This window comes from Xenorhabdus bharatensis (assembly GCF_037996705.1).
Taxonomy (GTDB): Bacteria; Pseudomonadota; Gammaproteobacteria; order Enterobacterales; family Enterobacteriaceae; genus Xenorhabdus; species Xenorhabdus bharatensis.
This window is the reverse complement of sequence record NZ_JBBMXG010000001.1, coordinates 167,218-182,928: the sequence shown is the minus strand read 5'-3', so window position 1 is coordinate 182,928 and position 15,711 is coordinate 167,218. Positions and strand designations below refer to the sequence as shown.

General features: G+C 43.0%; 15 protein-coding genes. 9 read left to right on the top strand and 6 right to left on the bottom strand.

From position 1 onward, the window contains the following. Nucleotides 1-2 precede the first annotated feature (2 nt). The 6 genes from nuoI to nuoN are packed head-to-tail and all read left to right on the top strand — an operon-like array spanning nt 3 to nt 6,235. A complete protein-coding gene (nuoI, locus tag AAC855_RS00815) occupies nt 3-545 on the top strand; it encodes an NADH-quinone oxidoreductase subunit NuoI (protein ID WP_099108384.1) in 543 nt (180 codons plus the stop codon). A gap of 12 nt (nt 546-557) precedes the next feature. After that, nucleotides 558-1,088: an NADH-quinone oxidoreductase subunit J gene (nuoJ, locus tag AAC855_RS00810; RefSeq protein WP_340607763.1), complete on the top strand. Its 531-nt coding sequence runs from the start codon at nt 558-560 to the stop codon at nt 1,086-1,088. After that, nucleotides 1,085-1,387, top strand: coding sequence for an NADH-quinone oxidoreductase subunit NuoK (gene nuoK, locus AAC855_RS00805; protein ID WP_086956183.1), 303 nt, complete (start codon nt 1,085-1,087; stop codon nt 1,385-1,387). Before nuoJ ends, nuoK begins: the two co-directional genes overlap by 4 nt. Beyond that, nucleotides 1,384-3,231 (top strand): NADH-quinone oxidoreductase subunit L, encoded by a 1,848-nt coding sequence (gene nuoL, locus AAC855_RS00800; RefSeq protein WP_340607762.1) that lies wholly within the window; start codon nt 1,384-1,386, stop codon nt 3,229-3,231. Before nuoK ends, nuoL begins: the two co-directional genes overlap by 4 nt. Before the next feature lie 19 nt (nt 3,232-3,250). After that, nucleotides 3,251-4,771 carry an NADH-quinone oxidoreductase subunit M gene (nuoM, locus tag AAC855_RS00795; protein ID WP_340607761.1) on the top strand — a complete coding sequence of 507 codons (1,521 nt, stop codon included), beginning with the start codon at nt 3,251-3,253 and terminating at the stop codon, nt 4,769-4,771. A gap of 6 nt (nt 4,772-4,777) precedes the next feature. Then, the gene (gene nuoN, locus AAC855_RS00790; RefSeq protein WP_340607760.1) at nt 4,778-6,235 is read left to right on the top strand and encodes an NADH-quinone oxidoreductase subunit NuoN; all 1,458 of its coding nucleotides are present in this window, start codon (nt 4,778-4,780) and stop codon (nt 6,233-6,235) included. Between the two features lie 59 nt (nt 6,236-6,294). Here the strand turns inward: nuoN and AAC855_RS00785 are convergent, their stop codons facing one another. From AAC855_RS00785 to AAC855_RS00765, 5 genes are all read right to left on the bottom strand, one after another. Next, nucleotides 6,295-6,654 carry a hypothetical protein gene (locus AAC855_RS00785; protein WP_340607759.1) on the bottom strand — a complete coding sequence of 120 codons (360 nt, stop codon included), beginning with the start codon at nt 6,652-6,654 and terminating at the stop codon, nt 6,295-6,297. A gap of 48 nt (nt 6,655-6,702) precedes the next feature. Continuing rightward, the gene (locus AAC855_RS00780; RefSeq protein WP_340607758.1) at nt 6,703-7,155 is read right to left on the bottom strand and encodes a hypothetical protein; all 453 of its coding nucleotides are present in this window, start codon (nt 7,153-7,155) and stop codon (nt 6,703-6,705) included. Then, on the bottom strand, nt 7,152-7,511 hold the full coding sequence (locus tag AAC855_RS00775; RefSeq protein WP_340607757.1) for a tlde1 domain-containing protein: 360 nt from the start codon (nt 7,509-7,511) through the stop codon (nt 7,152-7,154). Before AAC855_RS00775 ends, AAC855_RS00780 begins: the two co-directional genes overlap by 4 nt. A 480-nt stretch (nt 7,512-7,991) precedes the next feature. Then, nucleotides 7,992-9,494, bottom strand: coding sequence for an 8-oxoguanine deaminase (locus tag AAC855_RS00770; RefSeq protein WP_340607756.1), 1,503 nt, complete (start codon nt 9,492-9,494; stop codon nt 7,992-7,994). Between the two features lie 210 nt (nt 9,495-9,704). Next, nucleotides 9,705-10,616 carry a YopJ family acetyltransferase gene (locus AAC855_RS00765; RefSeq protein WP_340607755.1) on the bottom strand — a complete coding sequence of 304 codons (912 nt, stop codon included), beginning with the start codon at nt 10,614-10,616 and terminating at the stop codon, nt 9,705-9,707. Between the two features lie 69 nt (nt 10,617-10,685). Between AAC855_RS00765 and AAC855_RS00760 the strand changes: the two genes are divergently transcribed. Further along, nucleotides 10,686-10,817, top strand: a complete 132-nt coding sequence (locus AAC855_RS00760; RefSeq protein ID WP_340607754.1) for a hypothetical protein — start codon at nt 10,686-10,688, stop codon at nt 10,815-10,817. A 475-nt stretch (nt 10,818-11,292) separates the two neighbouring features. Beyond that, a complete protein-coding gene (locus AAC855_RS00755; RefSeq protein ID WP_340607753.1) occupies nt 11,293-12,453 on the top strand; it encodes a PrpF domain-containing protein in 1,161 nt (386 codons plus the stop codon). A 50-nt stretch (nt 12,454-12,503) separates the two neighbouring features. On the opposite strand, the gene AAC855_RS00750 is transcribed toward AAC855_RS00755, so the two are convergent. Beyond that, entirely contained in the window at nt 12,504-13,274 is a 771-nt protein-coding gene (locus tag AAC855_RS00750; RefSeq protein ID WP_340607752.1) for an SDR family oxidoreductase, read from the bottom strand. A gap of 350 nt (nt 13,275-13,624) precedes the next feature. Here AAC855_RS00750 and AAC855_RS00745 point away from each other — a divergent pair, with 350 nt between their 5' ends. After that, a complete protein-coding gene (locus AAC855_RS00745) occupies nt 13,625-15,619 on the top strand; it encodes a BCCT family transporter (RefSeq protein ID WP_340607751.1) in 1,995 nt (664 codons plus the stop codon). Nucleotides 15,620-15,711 lie beyond the last annotated feature (92 nt).

The window sequence follows — 15,711 nt, the reverse complement described above, 5'->3', positions numbered from 1 at the left end:
CCATGACATTAAAAGAGTTATTGGTTGGTTTCGCCACCCAGGTACGCAGTATTTGGATGATAGGGCTTCATGCCTTCCATAAACGCGAAACAAAAATGTATCCGGAAGAGCCGGTTTATTTGCCACCCCGTTACCGTGGGCGCATCGTTCTGACGCGTGACCCTGACGGTGAAGAGCGTTGTGTTGCCTGTAACCTGTGTGCAGCCGTGTGTCCGGTGGGGTGTATCTCCCTGCAAAAAGCCGAACATAAAGACGGTCGCTGGTATCCGGAATTTTTCCGTGTCAACTTCTCACGCTGCATTTTCTGCGGACTGTGTGAAGAAGCCTGCCCGACTACGGCGATCCAGCTGACACCGGATTTTGAACTGGGCGAATTCAACCGTCAGGATTTGGTATACGAAAAAGAAGATCTGCTGATTTCCGGGCCGGGTAAATACCCTGACTATAACTTTTATCGTAAGTCAGGTATGGCTATTGATGGCAAAGACAAAGGCGAAGCCGACAATGAAGCCAAACCTATCGACGTTAAAAGCCTGTTGCCATAAGGAGCGATATTCATGGAATTTGCATTTTATATCGCAGGGTTGATTGCCATTCTGGCAACACTCAGGGTAATAACGCACACCAATCCCGTACATGCGTTGCTGTACCTGATTATTTCCCTGCTGGCGCTTTCAGTCGTGTTCTTTTCTCTGGGCGCTTATTTTGCCGGTGCATTGGAAATCATCGTTTATGCCGGGGCGATCATGGTGTTGTTCGTCTTTGTTGTGATGATGCTGAACCTTGGCAAATCAGTCGCTGATCAGGAAAAACAATGGCTGAAGCCGAGAGCCTGGATTGGGCCTGTCATCCTTTCGGCCATTTTACTGGTTGTCCTGATCTTTGCTATTCATAGCCTGCCTGAAGCGGTGATCAGTGGTGAAGTGGTCAGTGCCAAAGAAGTGGGCATCAGCCTGTTCGGGCCTTACGTATTGGCAGTCGAGCTGGCATCCCTGCTATTACTGGCAGGGCTTGTGGTGGCTTACCACGTGGGTCGTGAAAGTCGTCAGGGTGAAGTACTCAGCAATCGTGTGGAGGACCAACAATGATACCTTTGGAACATGGTCTGATTCTGGCGGCTATTCTGTTTGCATTGGGTTTCACTTGCCTGATTATCCGTCGGAATCTGCTATTTATGCTGATCGGGCTGGAAATCATGATCAATGCTTCAGCGCTGGCATTTATTGTTGCCGGTAGCTATTGGCTCCAGCCTGATGGTCAGGTGATGTACATTCTGGCCATTACACTGGCAGCTGCCGAGGCGAGTATCGGTCTGGCTCTGTTACTACAGCTGTACCGTCGTCGCCAGAACCTGAATATTGATATAGTCAGTGAGATGCGCGGATGAACTTACTCTATTTAACAATTCTGTTGCCACTGCTGGGATTTTTGCTGCTGGCATTCTCCCGGGGCCGCTGGTCTGAAAATCTGTCAGCGACCGTTGGTATCGGTTCTGTCGGGCTGGCTGCATTGGTTACACTTTGGGTCGGGATGGATTTCCATACACAGAATGAAGCTGGTGGGTTTGTCTATAGCCAGACATTGTGGAACTGGATGAGCGTAGACAGCTTCAGTATTCCGGTCAATCTGGTATTGGATGGCTTGTCATTAACCATGCTGAGTGTAGTCACCGGCGTCGGCTTTCTGATCCACACTTATGCTTCATGGTATATGCGCGGTGAAGAAGGCTATTCCCGTTTCTTCGCGTATACCAACCTGTTTATCGCCAGCATGGTGGTTCTGGTTCTGGCAGATAATATGCTGCTGATGTATCTCGGTTGGGAAGGGGTAGGGCTGTGCAGTTACCTTCTGATTGGCTTTTATTACAAAACGCCTGCCAACGGTGCAGCGGCAATGAAAGCCTTTATCGTAACCCGTGTGGGTGACGTATTCCTTGCCATCGGTATGTTTATCCTCTACGACCAGTTGGGTACGCTGAGCTTCCGCGAACTGGCGGTACTGGCACCACAGCATATTGAAGCCGGTTCCACAGCAATCACATGGGCAACCCTGATGATTCTGGGTGGTGCAGTAGGTAAATCTGCTCAGTTACCATTGCAGACATGGCTGGCAGATGCGATGGCCGGCCCGACGCCGGTTTCTGCTTTGATCCACGCCGCAACGATGGTAACAGCCGGTGTTTATCTGATTGCCCGCAGCCATGCTCTGTTCCTGATGGCACCAGATATTCTGCATCTGGTGGGAATTATTGGTGCCGTTACCCTGTTGCTGGCGGGTTTTGCGGCACTGGTACAGACGGACATCAAGCGCGTACTTGCCTATTCCACCATGAGCCAGATTGGTTACATGTTTCTGGCATTGGGTGTACAGGCATGGGATGCGGCAATTTTCCACCTGATGACTCATGCCTTCTTTAAGGCGCTGCTGTTCCTTGCTTCCGGCTCGGTGATACTTGCCTGCCACCATGAGCAGAACATCTTCAAAATGGGCGGGTTGAGTAAACGTATTCCGTTTGTTTATCTCTGCTTCCTAGTGGGTGGTTCGGCCTTGTCTGCCCTGCCGTTGCTGACAGCAGGCTTCTACAGTAAAGACGAAATCCTGTGGGGTGCGCTGGCAAATGGTCATATGAACTTGATGCTGGCAGGTCTGATTGGTGCATTGATGACTTCTCTGTACACCTTCCGCATGATCTTCATTGTGTTCCACGGGAAAGAAAATACCAAAGCGCACTCAGTTAAAGGCATTACCCATACGCTGCCATTGTCAGTGCTGCTGATATTGTCAACTTTTGTTGGTGCGTGGATTGAACAACCGCTGACCGGTGTTCTGCCGGGTAACGGAGCGGAAGGGCATGATGGCAAGATGACGCTGGAGATTGTTTCCGGTGTGGTTGCTGTGCTGGGTATTTTGCTGGCTGCCGCGTTGTACCTTGGTAAACGGAGTTTGGTCAATGCAATTGCCAACAGTGCTCCGGGGCGTTTCTTCTCAACATGGTGGTTCCATGCCTGGGGTTTTGATGCTCTGTATGACTGGGTATTTGTGAAACCATTCAAAGGTATTACACAACTGTTACGGAATGATCCTCTGAACTCACTGATGAATATCCCTGCCATATTGTCACGCTGGGGCAATAAGGGGCTGGGTTTGAGTGAGAACGGACAGGTTCGTTGGTACGCTGCCTCTATGGGGTTGGGTGCAGTGCTGGTTTTAGCTCTGCTGCTTTTGGTTTAATTAAGGGACACATTGCGCCATGCTACTACCTTGGCTAATTCTTCTGCCCTTCATCGGAGGCCTGCTGTGTTGGCAGGCAGAACGCTTCGGCACCCGTGTGCCGCGTTGGATAGCGTCTCTTGCGATGGGGCTGACTCTGCTGCTTTCTCTGTACCTCTGGATGCAGGGAGGCTATACGCTGACCAACCCACAAGGCATTCCACAGTGGCAATCAGAATTTATGATGCCGTGGATACCGCGTTTTGGCATCTCCATTCATTTGGCTTTGGATGGTCTGTCACTCTTGATGGTCGTCCTGACTGCACTGCTGGGTTTAATGGCGATTCTCTGTTCGTGGAACGAAAACCAGCCGTATCAGGGTTTCTTCCACCTGAACCTGCTTTGGATCCTCGGTGGCGTGATGGGTGTATTCCTTGCCATTGACCTGTTCCTGTTCTTCTTCTTCTGGGAAGTGATGCTGGTTCCGATGTACTTCCTGATCGCACTTTGGGGTCACAGAGGTTCACAGGGCAAAACCCGTATTACGGCAGCGACGAAATTCTTCATTTATACTCAGGCCAGCGGTCTGGTGATGCTGATTTCGATTCTGGCACTGGCCTTCATTTACCACGATGCAACCGGCGAATGGTCATTCAGCTATGAGAAACTGCTGGATACCCCGATGTCACATACTGTTCAGTATCTGCTGATGCTGGGGTTCTTCATCGCGTTTGCAGTGAAAATGCCTGTTGTACCTTTACATGGTTGGTTGCCGGATGCTCACAGTCAGGCACCAACGGCAGGTTCTGTTGACCTCGCGGGGATCTTGTTGAAAACAGCGGCATATGGCTTGTTGCGTTTTGGTTTGCCTCTGTTTCCTCAGGCTTCTGCCGAATTTGCACCCATCGCGATGTGGCTGGGTGTCATTGGTATCTTCTACGGTGCATGGATGGCTTTCAGCCAGACCGATATCAAACGCCTGATTGCTTACACTAGTGTTTCGCATATGGGCTTCGTTTTGATCGCTATCTATACCGGCAGCCAACTGGCTTATCAGGGGGCAGTGATTCAGATGATTGCCCACGGTTTATCAGCGGCGGGTTTGTTTATCCTGTGTGGTCAGCTCTATGAACGCCTGCATACCCGCGATCTACGTCAGATGGGTGGCTTGTGGGGACGAATTCAGCTGTTACCGGCCATATCGCTGTTCTTTGCTGTAGCAACATTAGGTATGCCGGGCACCGGTAACTTTGCGGGTGAGATTATGATCCTGTTCGGTAGTTTCGGTAAATTTACCCTGATTACTACGGTATCTGTCTTTGGTCTGGTTTTCGCCTCCGTATATGCTCTGTATCTGATGCAGAAAGCTCATTATGGTACGCCAAAATCTGATGAGCCATTGCCACGGATGGATGCACGAGAAATTTCCATTTTGCTGCTGCTGGGTGCCCTGCTGGTTATTCTTGGTGTTTATCCACAACCGATCCTTGATACTTCGGCTGCGGCAATGAGCAACATCCAGAATTGGTATTCAGCTTCACTTTTAACTACAAGGCCGTGATTCGCCATGACAATAACTTCTGAACAATTGATCGCACTGTTGCCGCTATTAATCGTCGGATTGACGGTGGTGGTTGTGATGCTGTCCATTGCATGGCGACGCGATCATTTCACCAACGTCACCCTGACGGTAATTGGCCTGAATCTGGCACTGTTTTCTCTCTATTTTGTCGGGCAACAGGAACCGATGGATGTCACTCCGTTGCTCCATGTGGATCGCTTTGCCATGTTCTATACAGCACTGGTGCTGATTGCGAGCCTTGCAACGACGACATTTGCCTATTCGTGGCTGGAAAATTATCCCGATAACAAAGAAGAATTTTATCTGCTGGTGTTGATTGCAGCTGCTGGCGGTATTCTGCTTTCTGCGGCCAATCACATGGCATCCTTGTTTATCGGTATTGAGCTAATCACTCTGCCGCTGTTTGGCTTGATTGGTTATGCCTTCCGCCAGAAACGCTCACTGGAAGCGAGTATCAAATATATGCTGCTGTCTGCGGCGGCATCCTCGTTCCTGTTGTTCGGTATTGCTCTGTTGTATGCTGAATCAGGCGATTTGTCCTTCGCATCACTGGGCAGAAGCCTGAGCGACAGTAAACTCCATGAGCCGCTGGTTCTGGCAGGGCTGGGAATGATGATTGTCGGGCTGGGTTTCAAACTTTCCCTCGTTCCCTTCCAGCTTTGGACACCGGATGTGTATCAGGGCGCGCCAGCACCGGTATCGACCTTTCTGGCAACGGCGAGTAAAGTGGCAATTTTTGCTGTTGTGATGCGCTTGTTTGTGCAGGCGCCTGTAACAGACAGTGAAACCCTACGCATTGTACTCACGGTGATTGCAATCGCCTCAATCCTGTTTGGTAACCTGCTGGCACTGACGCAGAGTAATATCAAACGTCTGCTCGGTTACTCATCCATTGCACATCTGGGATATTTGCTGGTGGTCTTGATCGCTATTAAAGATCACAAATTGGCAGAAGAAACAGCCGGGGTTTATCTGGCCGGTTACCTGCTTGCCAGCATTGGCGCATTTGGTGTGGTCAGCCTGATGTCCAGCCCATACAGAGGCCCAGATGCGGAATCACTGTTCTCCTACCGTGGTTTGTTCTGGCATAAACCCATTTTGTCAGCAGTGATGACAATTATGATGCTGTCACTGGCAGGGATCCCGCTGACATTTGGTTTTATCGGTAAATTCTATGTTATCGCAACCGGTGTTGAAGCCAGACTGTGGTGGTTGACTGGCGCGGTAGTATTGGGAAGTGCGATTGGTCTTTATTTCTACCTGCGTGTGATGGTGAGTTTATACCTGCCAGCACCAAAAGCACTGAACCGTGATACCCCAAGAAACTGGGCACTCACCTCTGGTGGTATTGTTGTATTGCTCACTGCGTTACTGGTCCTGCTCCTCGGAGTCTGGCCACAACCACTGATTGAGATCGTTCAGCAGGCGAAAAGCGTGATGTAAGGTTTGATCTCAGACAATGTCATAAAAGCCCCGATTATAATTGATCGGGGCTTTTGAGTTTATAGGGTTGCAGCAGCTTGTTCGAAAAGATAACCAATGCAACCGATAAGAGCCAGAGGTAAGTAAAACAACAATATTACCCAGCAAATCAGGTAAAAGGGATGTCTGTTTCCCCAGTTTGTCATTTCACGCATCCCTTTTTCCTGAAGTTGAGCGGATAATTTACGAAACATCCGTATATATATGAAGCTATAAATAGGCCAGATAATAAGAATAAGTTTAGCTAATTCTTTCCCTCCGATAATGCCAAGTACCACCGGAATAGCAAAAAATCCAAAGACCGCACGATTATCTAATCGTTTTAAAGCATCATAAATTTTCTGATCATGCTTTTTGATTTTATATCTGGATAATTTCATCACAATATCCATTAGTGATTTTAGCGAAAAGTTTTATAGCATGTTTTATCAAAACTCCCTTTTTACAACAAGATAACCATTAAATCTAACAGCACAATCATGATCATTCACTAATGCTGAAGCCAGAAAAACATTATGTTTGTTCTCTACATTTTCGTAAGTGAATTTTATGATAATATTTTTTGCATTATCTTCCCGAAAAGTATGTGCATATTCACTTATGGTTGTAGTATCTTCACTATTTACTCCTTCAGATTTTTTTTCCTGCTCTCCATAGTAGGTAGACAATGGTATTCCTACAGAGTTTGAATATAATAATTCTGATTTTGTTTTTTCCAATATTACATCTTCTTTTTTCACTTTAAGGTCATTTAACATAAAGTTAGTCATATCAATACCAACTGTTCCATTAATGCTGATACAATTAGCCGGTAACACTTTTGCGAAACTAGACGTGCTGGTGAAAATTAATATTAATGCGATAAATGGAAATAATTTCATTTTATAATAAGCTCCCTATCCCCACTTTCCCAAATTTTTTGTCTGTAACTTGGATGAGCGACAATACAACCATTAGAAGCAGTACCGCGGCCATTATCACCATGAATCAGAAATCCAGCCCTTCCACACATATAATTAGTTTCATGAGGAGTTAGCCTTAGAGTATAACGACCAGAATGTGGATGTTTGAAAGGTGCCCCAATTTTATATCTTCCTCTTGGAAGAGGCCCCTTATTTGAAACACATTGATGTTCACTATTATTCTTGTACCCTGGTGCACCCGCATACAGTGCATAAAACTGAAATTTTTCGTTATGATAAAATGCTTTTTTGTTTACTTCATAAACCCATGCCATTTTTTTCTCCTATTTTAAATACGATTTTGATTATTACTAATGATTTCTGTTTTCTCCTGCTTATACAACTGGAGTATATATTAAATCATTAAATATATTCCTTGAAGTTTTTTGTTGCTAATAGTTAATATTAAAATTTTCACCATGGTTTATTTAGTATGTGTTTATTATATTCTTTTTATTGTAAATAATTAGTATGATGTTTTTAATTGCAATTCTTAAAGTTGATTTAATGTTTAATGTTTATAAAAAATATGGTGTATTAATACCAATGTTATTTGGTCACAGAAAACAGAATAAAAATAACAAATTGATATTGATAAAGGAAAGAAATAAATAAAAGGTTATCCTGAGCAATCTCTTTATCCCAGATACAAAGCGTGAGATTAGTTCTCTCAATACGTTGGGTAAATTTATTGATCATGACTACAAAGCGTTATCATGATATTTCTCAATATAAGCCCAATAATTTTTTGTGGGTCAACCATCAACCAGTTGGTAGGCAAGGCGGTTATGTTGCTCAATAATGACAGGAACGTCCACGGTAGTTACTTTACCATCTTCGACTACGATGCGGCCGTTGATGATGTTGTACGCCACTTTACCCGGGTTACAGAATACCAGCGCTGAGACAGGGTCGTGCTGTGCGCCTGCAAGGCCAATTCCTTCAAGATTAAACACAGCAATATCTGCCATCATGCCCGGAGCCAGCGCACCTATATCGTCACGGTTGAGGTTTTTTGCGCCTCCAAGTGTTGCGATTTCCAGTGCTTCACGCGCAGTTAATGCTTCAGGGCCGAAACCTACGCGCTGTAATAGCAGCGCCTGACGTACTTCTCCCATCATATCTGAGCTGTCGTTAGAGGCGGAGCCATCGACTCCCAACCCCACATGCATTCCTGCGTCCAGCATATGCCGTACTGGTGCGATACCGGAACCCAGACGCATGTTGGAACATGGGCAGTGTGCTACGCCGGTGCCGGTACGGGCAAACAGCTTTATGCCGTAGTCGTCGAGCTTCACGCAGTGTGCGTGCCATACATCATGGCCAACCCACTCAAGATCTTCCACATATTGCGCCGGGGTTTTGTTGAACTTTTTTTTGCTGTAATCGATATCGCTGATGTTTTCTGCCAAGTGGGTATGCAGTGAAACGCTGTGCGCTCGGGCAAGTTTTGCAGAGTCACGCATTAGCCCTTCACTTACTGTGAACGGGGAACATGGTGCAACCACGATGCGGATCATCGCGCCGCACTTTGCGTCATGGAACTGCTCAATTACACGCTGGGTGTCTTTAAGAATAAATTTCTCATTCTCAACGATGGAATCCGGTGGCAGACCACCCTGTTTTTTTCCCATACTCATACTGCCGCGGCAGGCGTGGAAACGCATTCCCATTTTTTGTGCAGCTTCAATACTGTGATCAAGCTTGATGCCGTTCGGATAGATATATTGGTGATCGCTGGAAGTGGTACAGCCAGAGAGCATTAATTCAGCCATTGCCGTTTTGGTTGCCACTTTCATCATTTCCGGAGTCAGTTTTTCCCAGATCGGATACAGGGCGGTCAGCCAGTTAAACAGCTCGCCGTCCTGTGCCGATGGCACTACGCGGGTCAGGCTCTGGTACATATGATGGTGAGTATTAATCAGGCCCGGAATGACGATATGCCCTTTGAGATCGATAATTCTATCGGCTGTTTGCGGTACTTCGCTTTCCGTTCCGACAGCAACAATGATATTACCCTTAATAAAGACGCAACCTCTTTTAATTTCTCGCCTATTTTTATCCATGGTCACAACCATGTCAGCATTTTTAAGTAATAGCGTTTTTCCGGTTGTTGGTATCGCATCGGGGGATTTATCTCCGATGAAAGATGATAGCAGTTTTTCTTTTGCATAAGCAGGAAGTGTTGTTAATAAAGGAACCAGCAGCGGAAATTTTACTAATAGGCGACGTAATTGGTCAGGCTCTTTATCCTTCATAACTACTCCTGATGTGAATAAGGGATAATAAATTCTATTGTTTAATAATGAGATGCATACTCTTCTTATCGCCATAACTCTTTGCTGGTCATGATTTTACTTTCTTAAAATATCTCATCCTTACAGGCAATTATAAAATTTCTTTTGATTTGAAAAATAATAGATCAGATTATTGGTTGATCTATTATTGATCTTGTTTTAGAAAGATCGTTATTTTTTTAATAATTTATTAACCTCATAACGTCTTTTCTCAAAAATAGAGGTGCTCGACGTGATTTTTTTAATATCATCTTCATCATTTCCTTCACCGACTTTTTGAACCCTATTATAAGAAGAAAAACGTTCATATAGGGTTAGTGGCTTATGGTCGTTATTGGATCTATTTTTACTAACCTCGTAGGTTCTTTTATCTGTTTCTTTATAAAAATCGGCCAAAGGAGATGAAAGATAATTATTCATTCTTTTCTCTGACTGGCAATGTTTCATGAATAAAGGTAATAGATATTTATCTGCTTCTGGTGGATAAATAACAACGTTATTACTTTTATGCGTAATATTAAGTTCATTGTTAAGGTTTTTTTGATGCAAAAGAGAGAGTTTATTACTTTCCTTATGCATCTTCTTTGCTAAAGATAAGCTATATATAATACATTCACCGGTACTATTTTGTTGATTACTCGATAAAATACGTAAAGAAACGGGCGTATTAATCAAAGAGAAATCGAGTTTTTGGCAAGCTGTGGCAATCTCCTTGCAGGGGCCTGGTTGAAGTGAGTTTGCTGGTTCAATACCTATGATTGAAACACCTTCATTCGGGATATGGCAACAGTCAAAAGCAATTGCATGATATTTTTCTTCAGAGAAGAAGGCAATAAACCTTGCTTGTGTTTGAGCATTATTAACAAATTTTTCTATATGGATAGGAAGTTCATTGATATTGTTGACAACACTTAAGTTTAGCCCCGGATTTTCTATATTGGCATTGATAACCCAGTGCTTATTAAGGTAAATTTTATCTTGGTGTGAGGCGCTGGAGTGATTTATTTGTCTGTTTTCTGCTAAGTATTTATCAATTTCGTTTAGATAATCAGCAGGTGTTTGGAAATATTTTTGACTATACATAAATGCTCCTTAAGGTTAATAGGATATTTTTATTATGATTGTGATAAAACATTAGCTGGAGAATTTATTATGTCTATACACTTCGTCTTTCAAGTTGCCTTTTTGTTGGCTGTGCTCGCTCACCCCAGCCACCATTTTTATAAATATACGGTTATCTATGCTCACGGGGATGAACTCCCTTGCAGCCGCGATGCATCTTGAAATCCATTGTGTATATATCCTCTTGTCCGAAATATATTGAGCTGTATATCATGATTTTAAATTCACATACAATAATAAATTAGATGTTTTTAAAAGGTTTTGATTTTATTGGTATATTTAGGGAAAGGTATTCCATATTATTGAAATTTATCATTTCAATAACACTTCCCTCTCTTATCAACGGGTTTTATTTTGTTAATAATCCTTTTTCTGAGCCATGTATTTAACCCACTAAATATTAAATTTTATTTTGTATTATATGTAGTTATGTTTGGTGAGTGTAGTTCTATTGAAGATTTGTTTATTATTAATGTTATATTATATTCCCTGATGATTTTTCTGTTTTTATTATTCAAGGGTTAAGTAACTGGTTAATTGAATTGGAGATATTATCATGTCAACTTATTACAATTTTACGTTTTTATGCTTCTTAGCAAGGTAATAATGAAAATGATAATTTATTAGTGATAATCTTATGAAGAAATCATCTTTTCCAATTAAAATTCCACTCTATTATGTCAGAGGCGGGACTTCTACAGGTGTAGTTGTGTTGCAAAAATATTTGCCAGAAAAAAGAGAATTAAGGGAAGAGATTCTCAGACACATCATGGGTGTACCTTTGCTCGGTACCGTTAAAGACAATACCCAATCACATGGATTAGGCAGAAGAGTGACTACCAGTAACAAAGCATTTATTATCGATATAGACGATAAATCTAAAAAAGTTATTAGTACGTTTGCCCAGCTTGAAAAAGATAGCAATAGAGTATCATGGGAAGTTAATTGTGGAAATATGACTTCATCAATACCCTTGGTGATAAGATGTTTACCAGAAGAGAAGTTGTTAATGCCTGATGGCAGGCTACATGTTTATAACACCAATACGAGTAAAAATATTTTATGTTCTATGGCTAATATTTCTCCTGAGTATCAATTGACATCGATCCCCAATGTTCTTGGGGATTTTCCGGAAGTTTATGTTTTATTTGAGTCTCCTGCCTGTTCAAAAACAATATCGATTTTTCCTACAGGAAATTTAATTGACACATTTAATAATATTCCACTTACTTGTATCGATGTTGTTGTGCCAATGATCATTATCCATGCACAAGATTTAGGGATCACTGGTTATGAAAGTGTCAAGGAAATTGATAGTAATAAATTATTACAAGAAAAAATTTTGGCAATAAGATTAGGAATGGGGATTGAAATGGGAATTATTAAGAACGATGGGGGATTAATGAATGAAGATGATTTAAAGCAATCTATTACTCAGCCCAAAATAGCGATTATTGCTCCACCTATAAATGGTGGTGATATTAGCATCAGGTACCTGACGCCTAAAAATGTTCATTCATCGATTGCTGTTTCCGGTGGTTGTTGTTTAGCTGCTGCTTGTTGTTTTTCTGGATCTAATGCCAGTCATATCCATTATGCTCGCAACGACAGTGATAATGCCACGGTACGTATTGAACATCTGTCGGGGGTGTCTGAATTTAGCATTATTTTTGATGGTGAAAATATAGCCTATGCAGGTACACAAAGAAATGCCCAAATTTTAATGGAAGGTGAGTTTTTTATTTACAATCCGAGTAATGAGTTAGAAAGAGCAATGAGAAATATGTCCCACGATTAATGAATTATCATCAACCGTGGGAGTATATGAATAATAAATTTTCAGAGTAATTATAACTGTTTCATATCTTCAAAAGTCGGCCCCTGAAAATAAATTGCACTGACATGGCAACTGCGGGGCTGGGTCAAAACAAACCGTATGGATTCCCATACCGAACGGCCATTCAACATTTGTTTGCCCATTGTTGTATGATCATCCAGAATTTCATCAAACCCATTAAGTTCAAAGTCAGGAGGGTATATCCCTGTCACGCGAATATTATCTTTACTTAACTGATGGGAAATCGTGTTGCAGAAACCACTCATTGCATGTTTGGCTGCAAAAAAAGCCGGGTGGGCGACAGAGCGGGTGAAGTTCGGGATACCACAGACAGATACCATCGCAATAATATCAGCTCCCTGAGACTGGCGCAGGCTTGGTAACAGCATTTTGGTCAATAAAATGGAACCTGTCGCTCCAGAATTTATTGTGCTGATAATATCTTCATCGCTATTATTCTCACTCAGTTCACCTTCCAGCCACTGCGCAGCACTTAATATCAGAATATCGATAGGCTTACTGTCCTGTAGTAACTGATCGGCAAAATTGCGTACTGATTGTGCATTACTGATATCGCACTGATAACTTCTTGCGATTCCTCCTTCATTCTGAATAATTTCACAGGTCGCTTCAGCATTTTTTAATTGGCGGGCACAGAGATCAACATGGGCACCTTCCCGTGCTAACCAGACCGAAATAGCCTGCCCAAAATCACGCCCCCCACCTGTCACCACAACTCGCTTGCCTTTTAACCCATTTGACCTGTTTAACGTGTTTAACATGATGTTAACTTCCTTATGTTAGTTATTAACCTGAATGAGAAATCGTTGCACTATCAGTTAAATAATATTAATTAATTACACGAAAAATGAGGTTAATGTTTTTTGTTTTTAACTTTTTAGCTATTGATGTTATTAATTTGTTAATGACATCTTTTGCATAACTCTCTATAAGTACAGTTGGCCTGATTTTTATGTTAAGGTGATCATGAACGTAAAAATTGAGCAAATTATGAACACTAAATATTTGCGTGATGGGTAACTCCTGATGGGGTTATTTTATTAAAATTTCGACAAAATTTTTTTGAATGATATAGGAGATAGTGTCGGACACTAATTTTTGAAGGATGAGTATGAGTCAAGATAATACTGGACAGGTAGAAACGAAAACTTACATTAACCCACCAGTCTTTTTCTTCTCGGCATTTTTGATCATTGCATTGGTCGCATTTGCTGGTTTGAAACCAGAGCTTGCCGATAGGTGGTTTAAATCTTTGCAGCAAGACTTGTTTGTTAATGCTAGTTGGTTTTATATCCTTGCCGTTGCGTTGATTTTACTTTCAGTTACCTATCTGGGGTTATCCAGATACGGCAATATCAAGCTTGGCCCCGACCATGCTGAACCCGATTTCAGTTATTTTTCCTGGTTTGCCATGTTGTTTTCTGCGGGTATGGGTATCGGGCTGATGTTCTTTGGTGTTGCTGAACCGGTGATGCATTACCTGTCACCGCCGGTAGGAACTCCTGAAAGTATTGCTGCAGCTAAACAGGCGATGCAATTAACTTTCTTCCACTGGGGGCTGCATGCTTGGGCTATCTATGCGATTGTGGCTTTGATTCTGGCATTTTTTAGTTATCGTCATGGATTGCCTTTAACCCTACGTTCAGCTTTGTACCCGATTATCGGCGATAAAATTTATGGGCCGATTGGTCATACGGTAGATATTTTTGCCGTTATCGGGACGGTATTTGGTGTTGCGACATCTCTTGGGTACGGCGTTCTTCAGGTGAATGCGGGCCTTAACCATCTATTTGGCCTGCCTATTAATGAAACGGTACAAGTTATACTGATCATTGCGATCACTGCTCTGGCGACTATTTCTGTTGTTTCTGGTCTGGATAAAGGCATCCGGATTTTATCCGAAATAAATTTAGGTCTGGCGGTGCTTTTGCTTGTGTTGGTTGTTGCTTTGGGGCCAACTGTGCTGTTGTTGAAATCCTTTGTGGAAAACACCGGCGGATATTTTTCTGAAATTGTCAGCAAAACATTTAACTTGTATGCCTATGAACCTAAATCCAGTAACTGGCTGGGAGGATGGACATTACTGTATTGGGGATGGTGGTTATCCTGGTCTCCGTTTGTTGGCATGTTTATCGCCAGAGTTTCCCGGGGACGGACAATCAGGGAGTTTGTGACTGGTGTTCTGTTTGTACCCAGTGGTTTTACCCTGATGTGGATGACGGCATTCGGTAATAGTGCTATCGACCTGATTGCCAATAAAGGAGCCAAAGAATTAGCTGATGTCGTACAGACAGATGTTTCTCTGGCCCTGTTTAATTTTCTGGAGTATTTCCCTCTGCCGACTGTTTTATCATTCATTGCAATGGTGATGGTGGTGATGTTTTTTGTCACTTCCGCAGATTCCGGTGCAATGGTCGTTGATACACTGGCATCCGGTGGCGCCCATCATACACCTGTCTGGCAACGAATTTTCTGGGCGGGATTAATGGGCGTTGTGGCTATTGCGTTACTGGTTGCGGGAGGATTATCCGCTCTGCAAACGGTCACCATTGCCAGCGCGCTTCCTTTCTCCATTGTGTTATTAATTTCGATATATGGTTTGCTTAAAGCATTACGGATTGATGCTTATAAGAAAGATAGCCAGCAGATGACGACGATAGCACCTACAGCCAGCCGTAATCCGATACCGTGGCAGCGTAGGTTAAGAAATATTGTCTATTATCCTAAGCGATCACAGGTAAAACGTTTTATGAGCGAAGTTATCCAGCAGTCAATGAGTATGGTTGCCGGAGAGCTGGAAAAACAGAATAAAGTCGTTGTGATTAATGATGAAACTGAAGATCGCATTCATCTGGAAGTAGACTTTGGCGAAAATATCAGCTTTGTTTATGAAGTACGTTTACGGGGTTATATTCAGCCTGCATTTGCTATTGCTGGTCTGGAAGATGACGAAAGAATTGAAGAGCAAAAATATTATCGTGCCGAGGTTTACCTCAAAGAAGGCGGTCAGGATTACGACCTGATGGGATGGACGCAGGAGCAGATCATCCACGATATTCTGGATCAATACGAAAAACACATTCACTTTTTGCATTTAGTCCGTTAGCCGATAATGCTTATGAGTTAACATAACCAGCCAATCCCTGAATCTTAGATTTGGGGATTTTTTTACGTACTTCCTCCTCGTTTCCCCATAAT

Coding starts and splice junctions, on each gene's coding strand:
- AAC855_RS00765 (WP_340607755.1), bottom strand. CDS start 10,616: ATGTATAGTCAAAAATATTTCCAAACACCTGCTGATTATCTAAACGAA.
- nuoM (WP_340607761.1), top strand. CDS start 3,251: ATGCTACTACCTTGGCTAATTCTTCTGCCCTTCATCGGAGGCCTGCTG.
- AAC855_RS00775 (WP_340607757.1), bottom strand. CDS start 7,511: ATGGCATGGGTTTATGAAGTAAACAAAAAAGCATTTTATCATAACGAA.
- nuoJ (WP_340607763.1), top strand. CDS start 558: ATGGAATTTGCATTTTATATCGCAGGGTTGATTGCCATTCTGGCAACA.
- AAC855_RS00770 (WP_340607756.1), bottom strand. CDS start 9,494: ATGAAGGATAAAGAGCCTGACCAATTACGTCGCCTATTAGTAAAATTT.
- nuoL (WP_340607762.1), top strand. CDS start 1,384: ATGAACTTACTCTATTTAACAATTCTGTTGCCACTGCTGGGATTTTTG.
- nuoN (WP_340607760.1), top strand. CDS start 4,778: ATGACAATAACTTCTGAACAATTGATCGCACTGTTGCCGCTATTAATC.
- AAC855_RS00745 (WP_340607751.1), top strand. CDS start 13,625: ATGAGTCAAGATAATACTGGACAGGTAGAAACGAAAACTTACATTAAC.
- nuoI (WP_099108384.1), top strand. CDS start 3: ATGACATTAAAAGAGTTATTGGTTGGTTTCGCCACCCAGGTACGCAGT.
- nuoK (WP_086956183.1), top strand. CDS start 1,085: ATGATACCTTTGGAACATGGTCTGATTCTGGCGGCTATTCTGTTTGCA.
- AAC855_RS00780 (WP_340607758.1), bottom strand. CDS start 7,155: ATGAAATTATTTCCATTTATCGCATTAATATTAATTTTCACCAGCACG.
- AAC855_RS00785 (WP_340607759.1), bottom strand. CDS start 6,654: ATGAAATTATCCAGATATAAAATCAAAAAGCATGATCAGAAAATTTAT.
- AAC855_RS00755 (WP_340607753.1), top strand. CDS start 11,293: ATGAAGAAATCATCTTTTCCAATTAAAATTCCACTCTATTATGTCAGA.
- AAC855_RS00760 (WP_340607754.1), top strand. CDS start 10,686: ATGTCTATACACTTCGTCTTTCAAGTTGCCTTTTTGTTGGCTGTGCTC.
- AAC855_RS00750 (WP_340607752.1), bottom strand. CDS start 13,274: ATGTTAAACACGTTAAACAGGTCAAATGGGTTAAAAGGCAAGCGAGTT.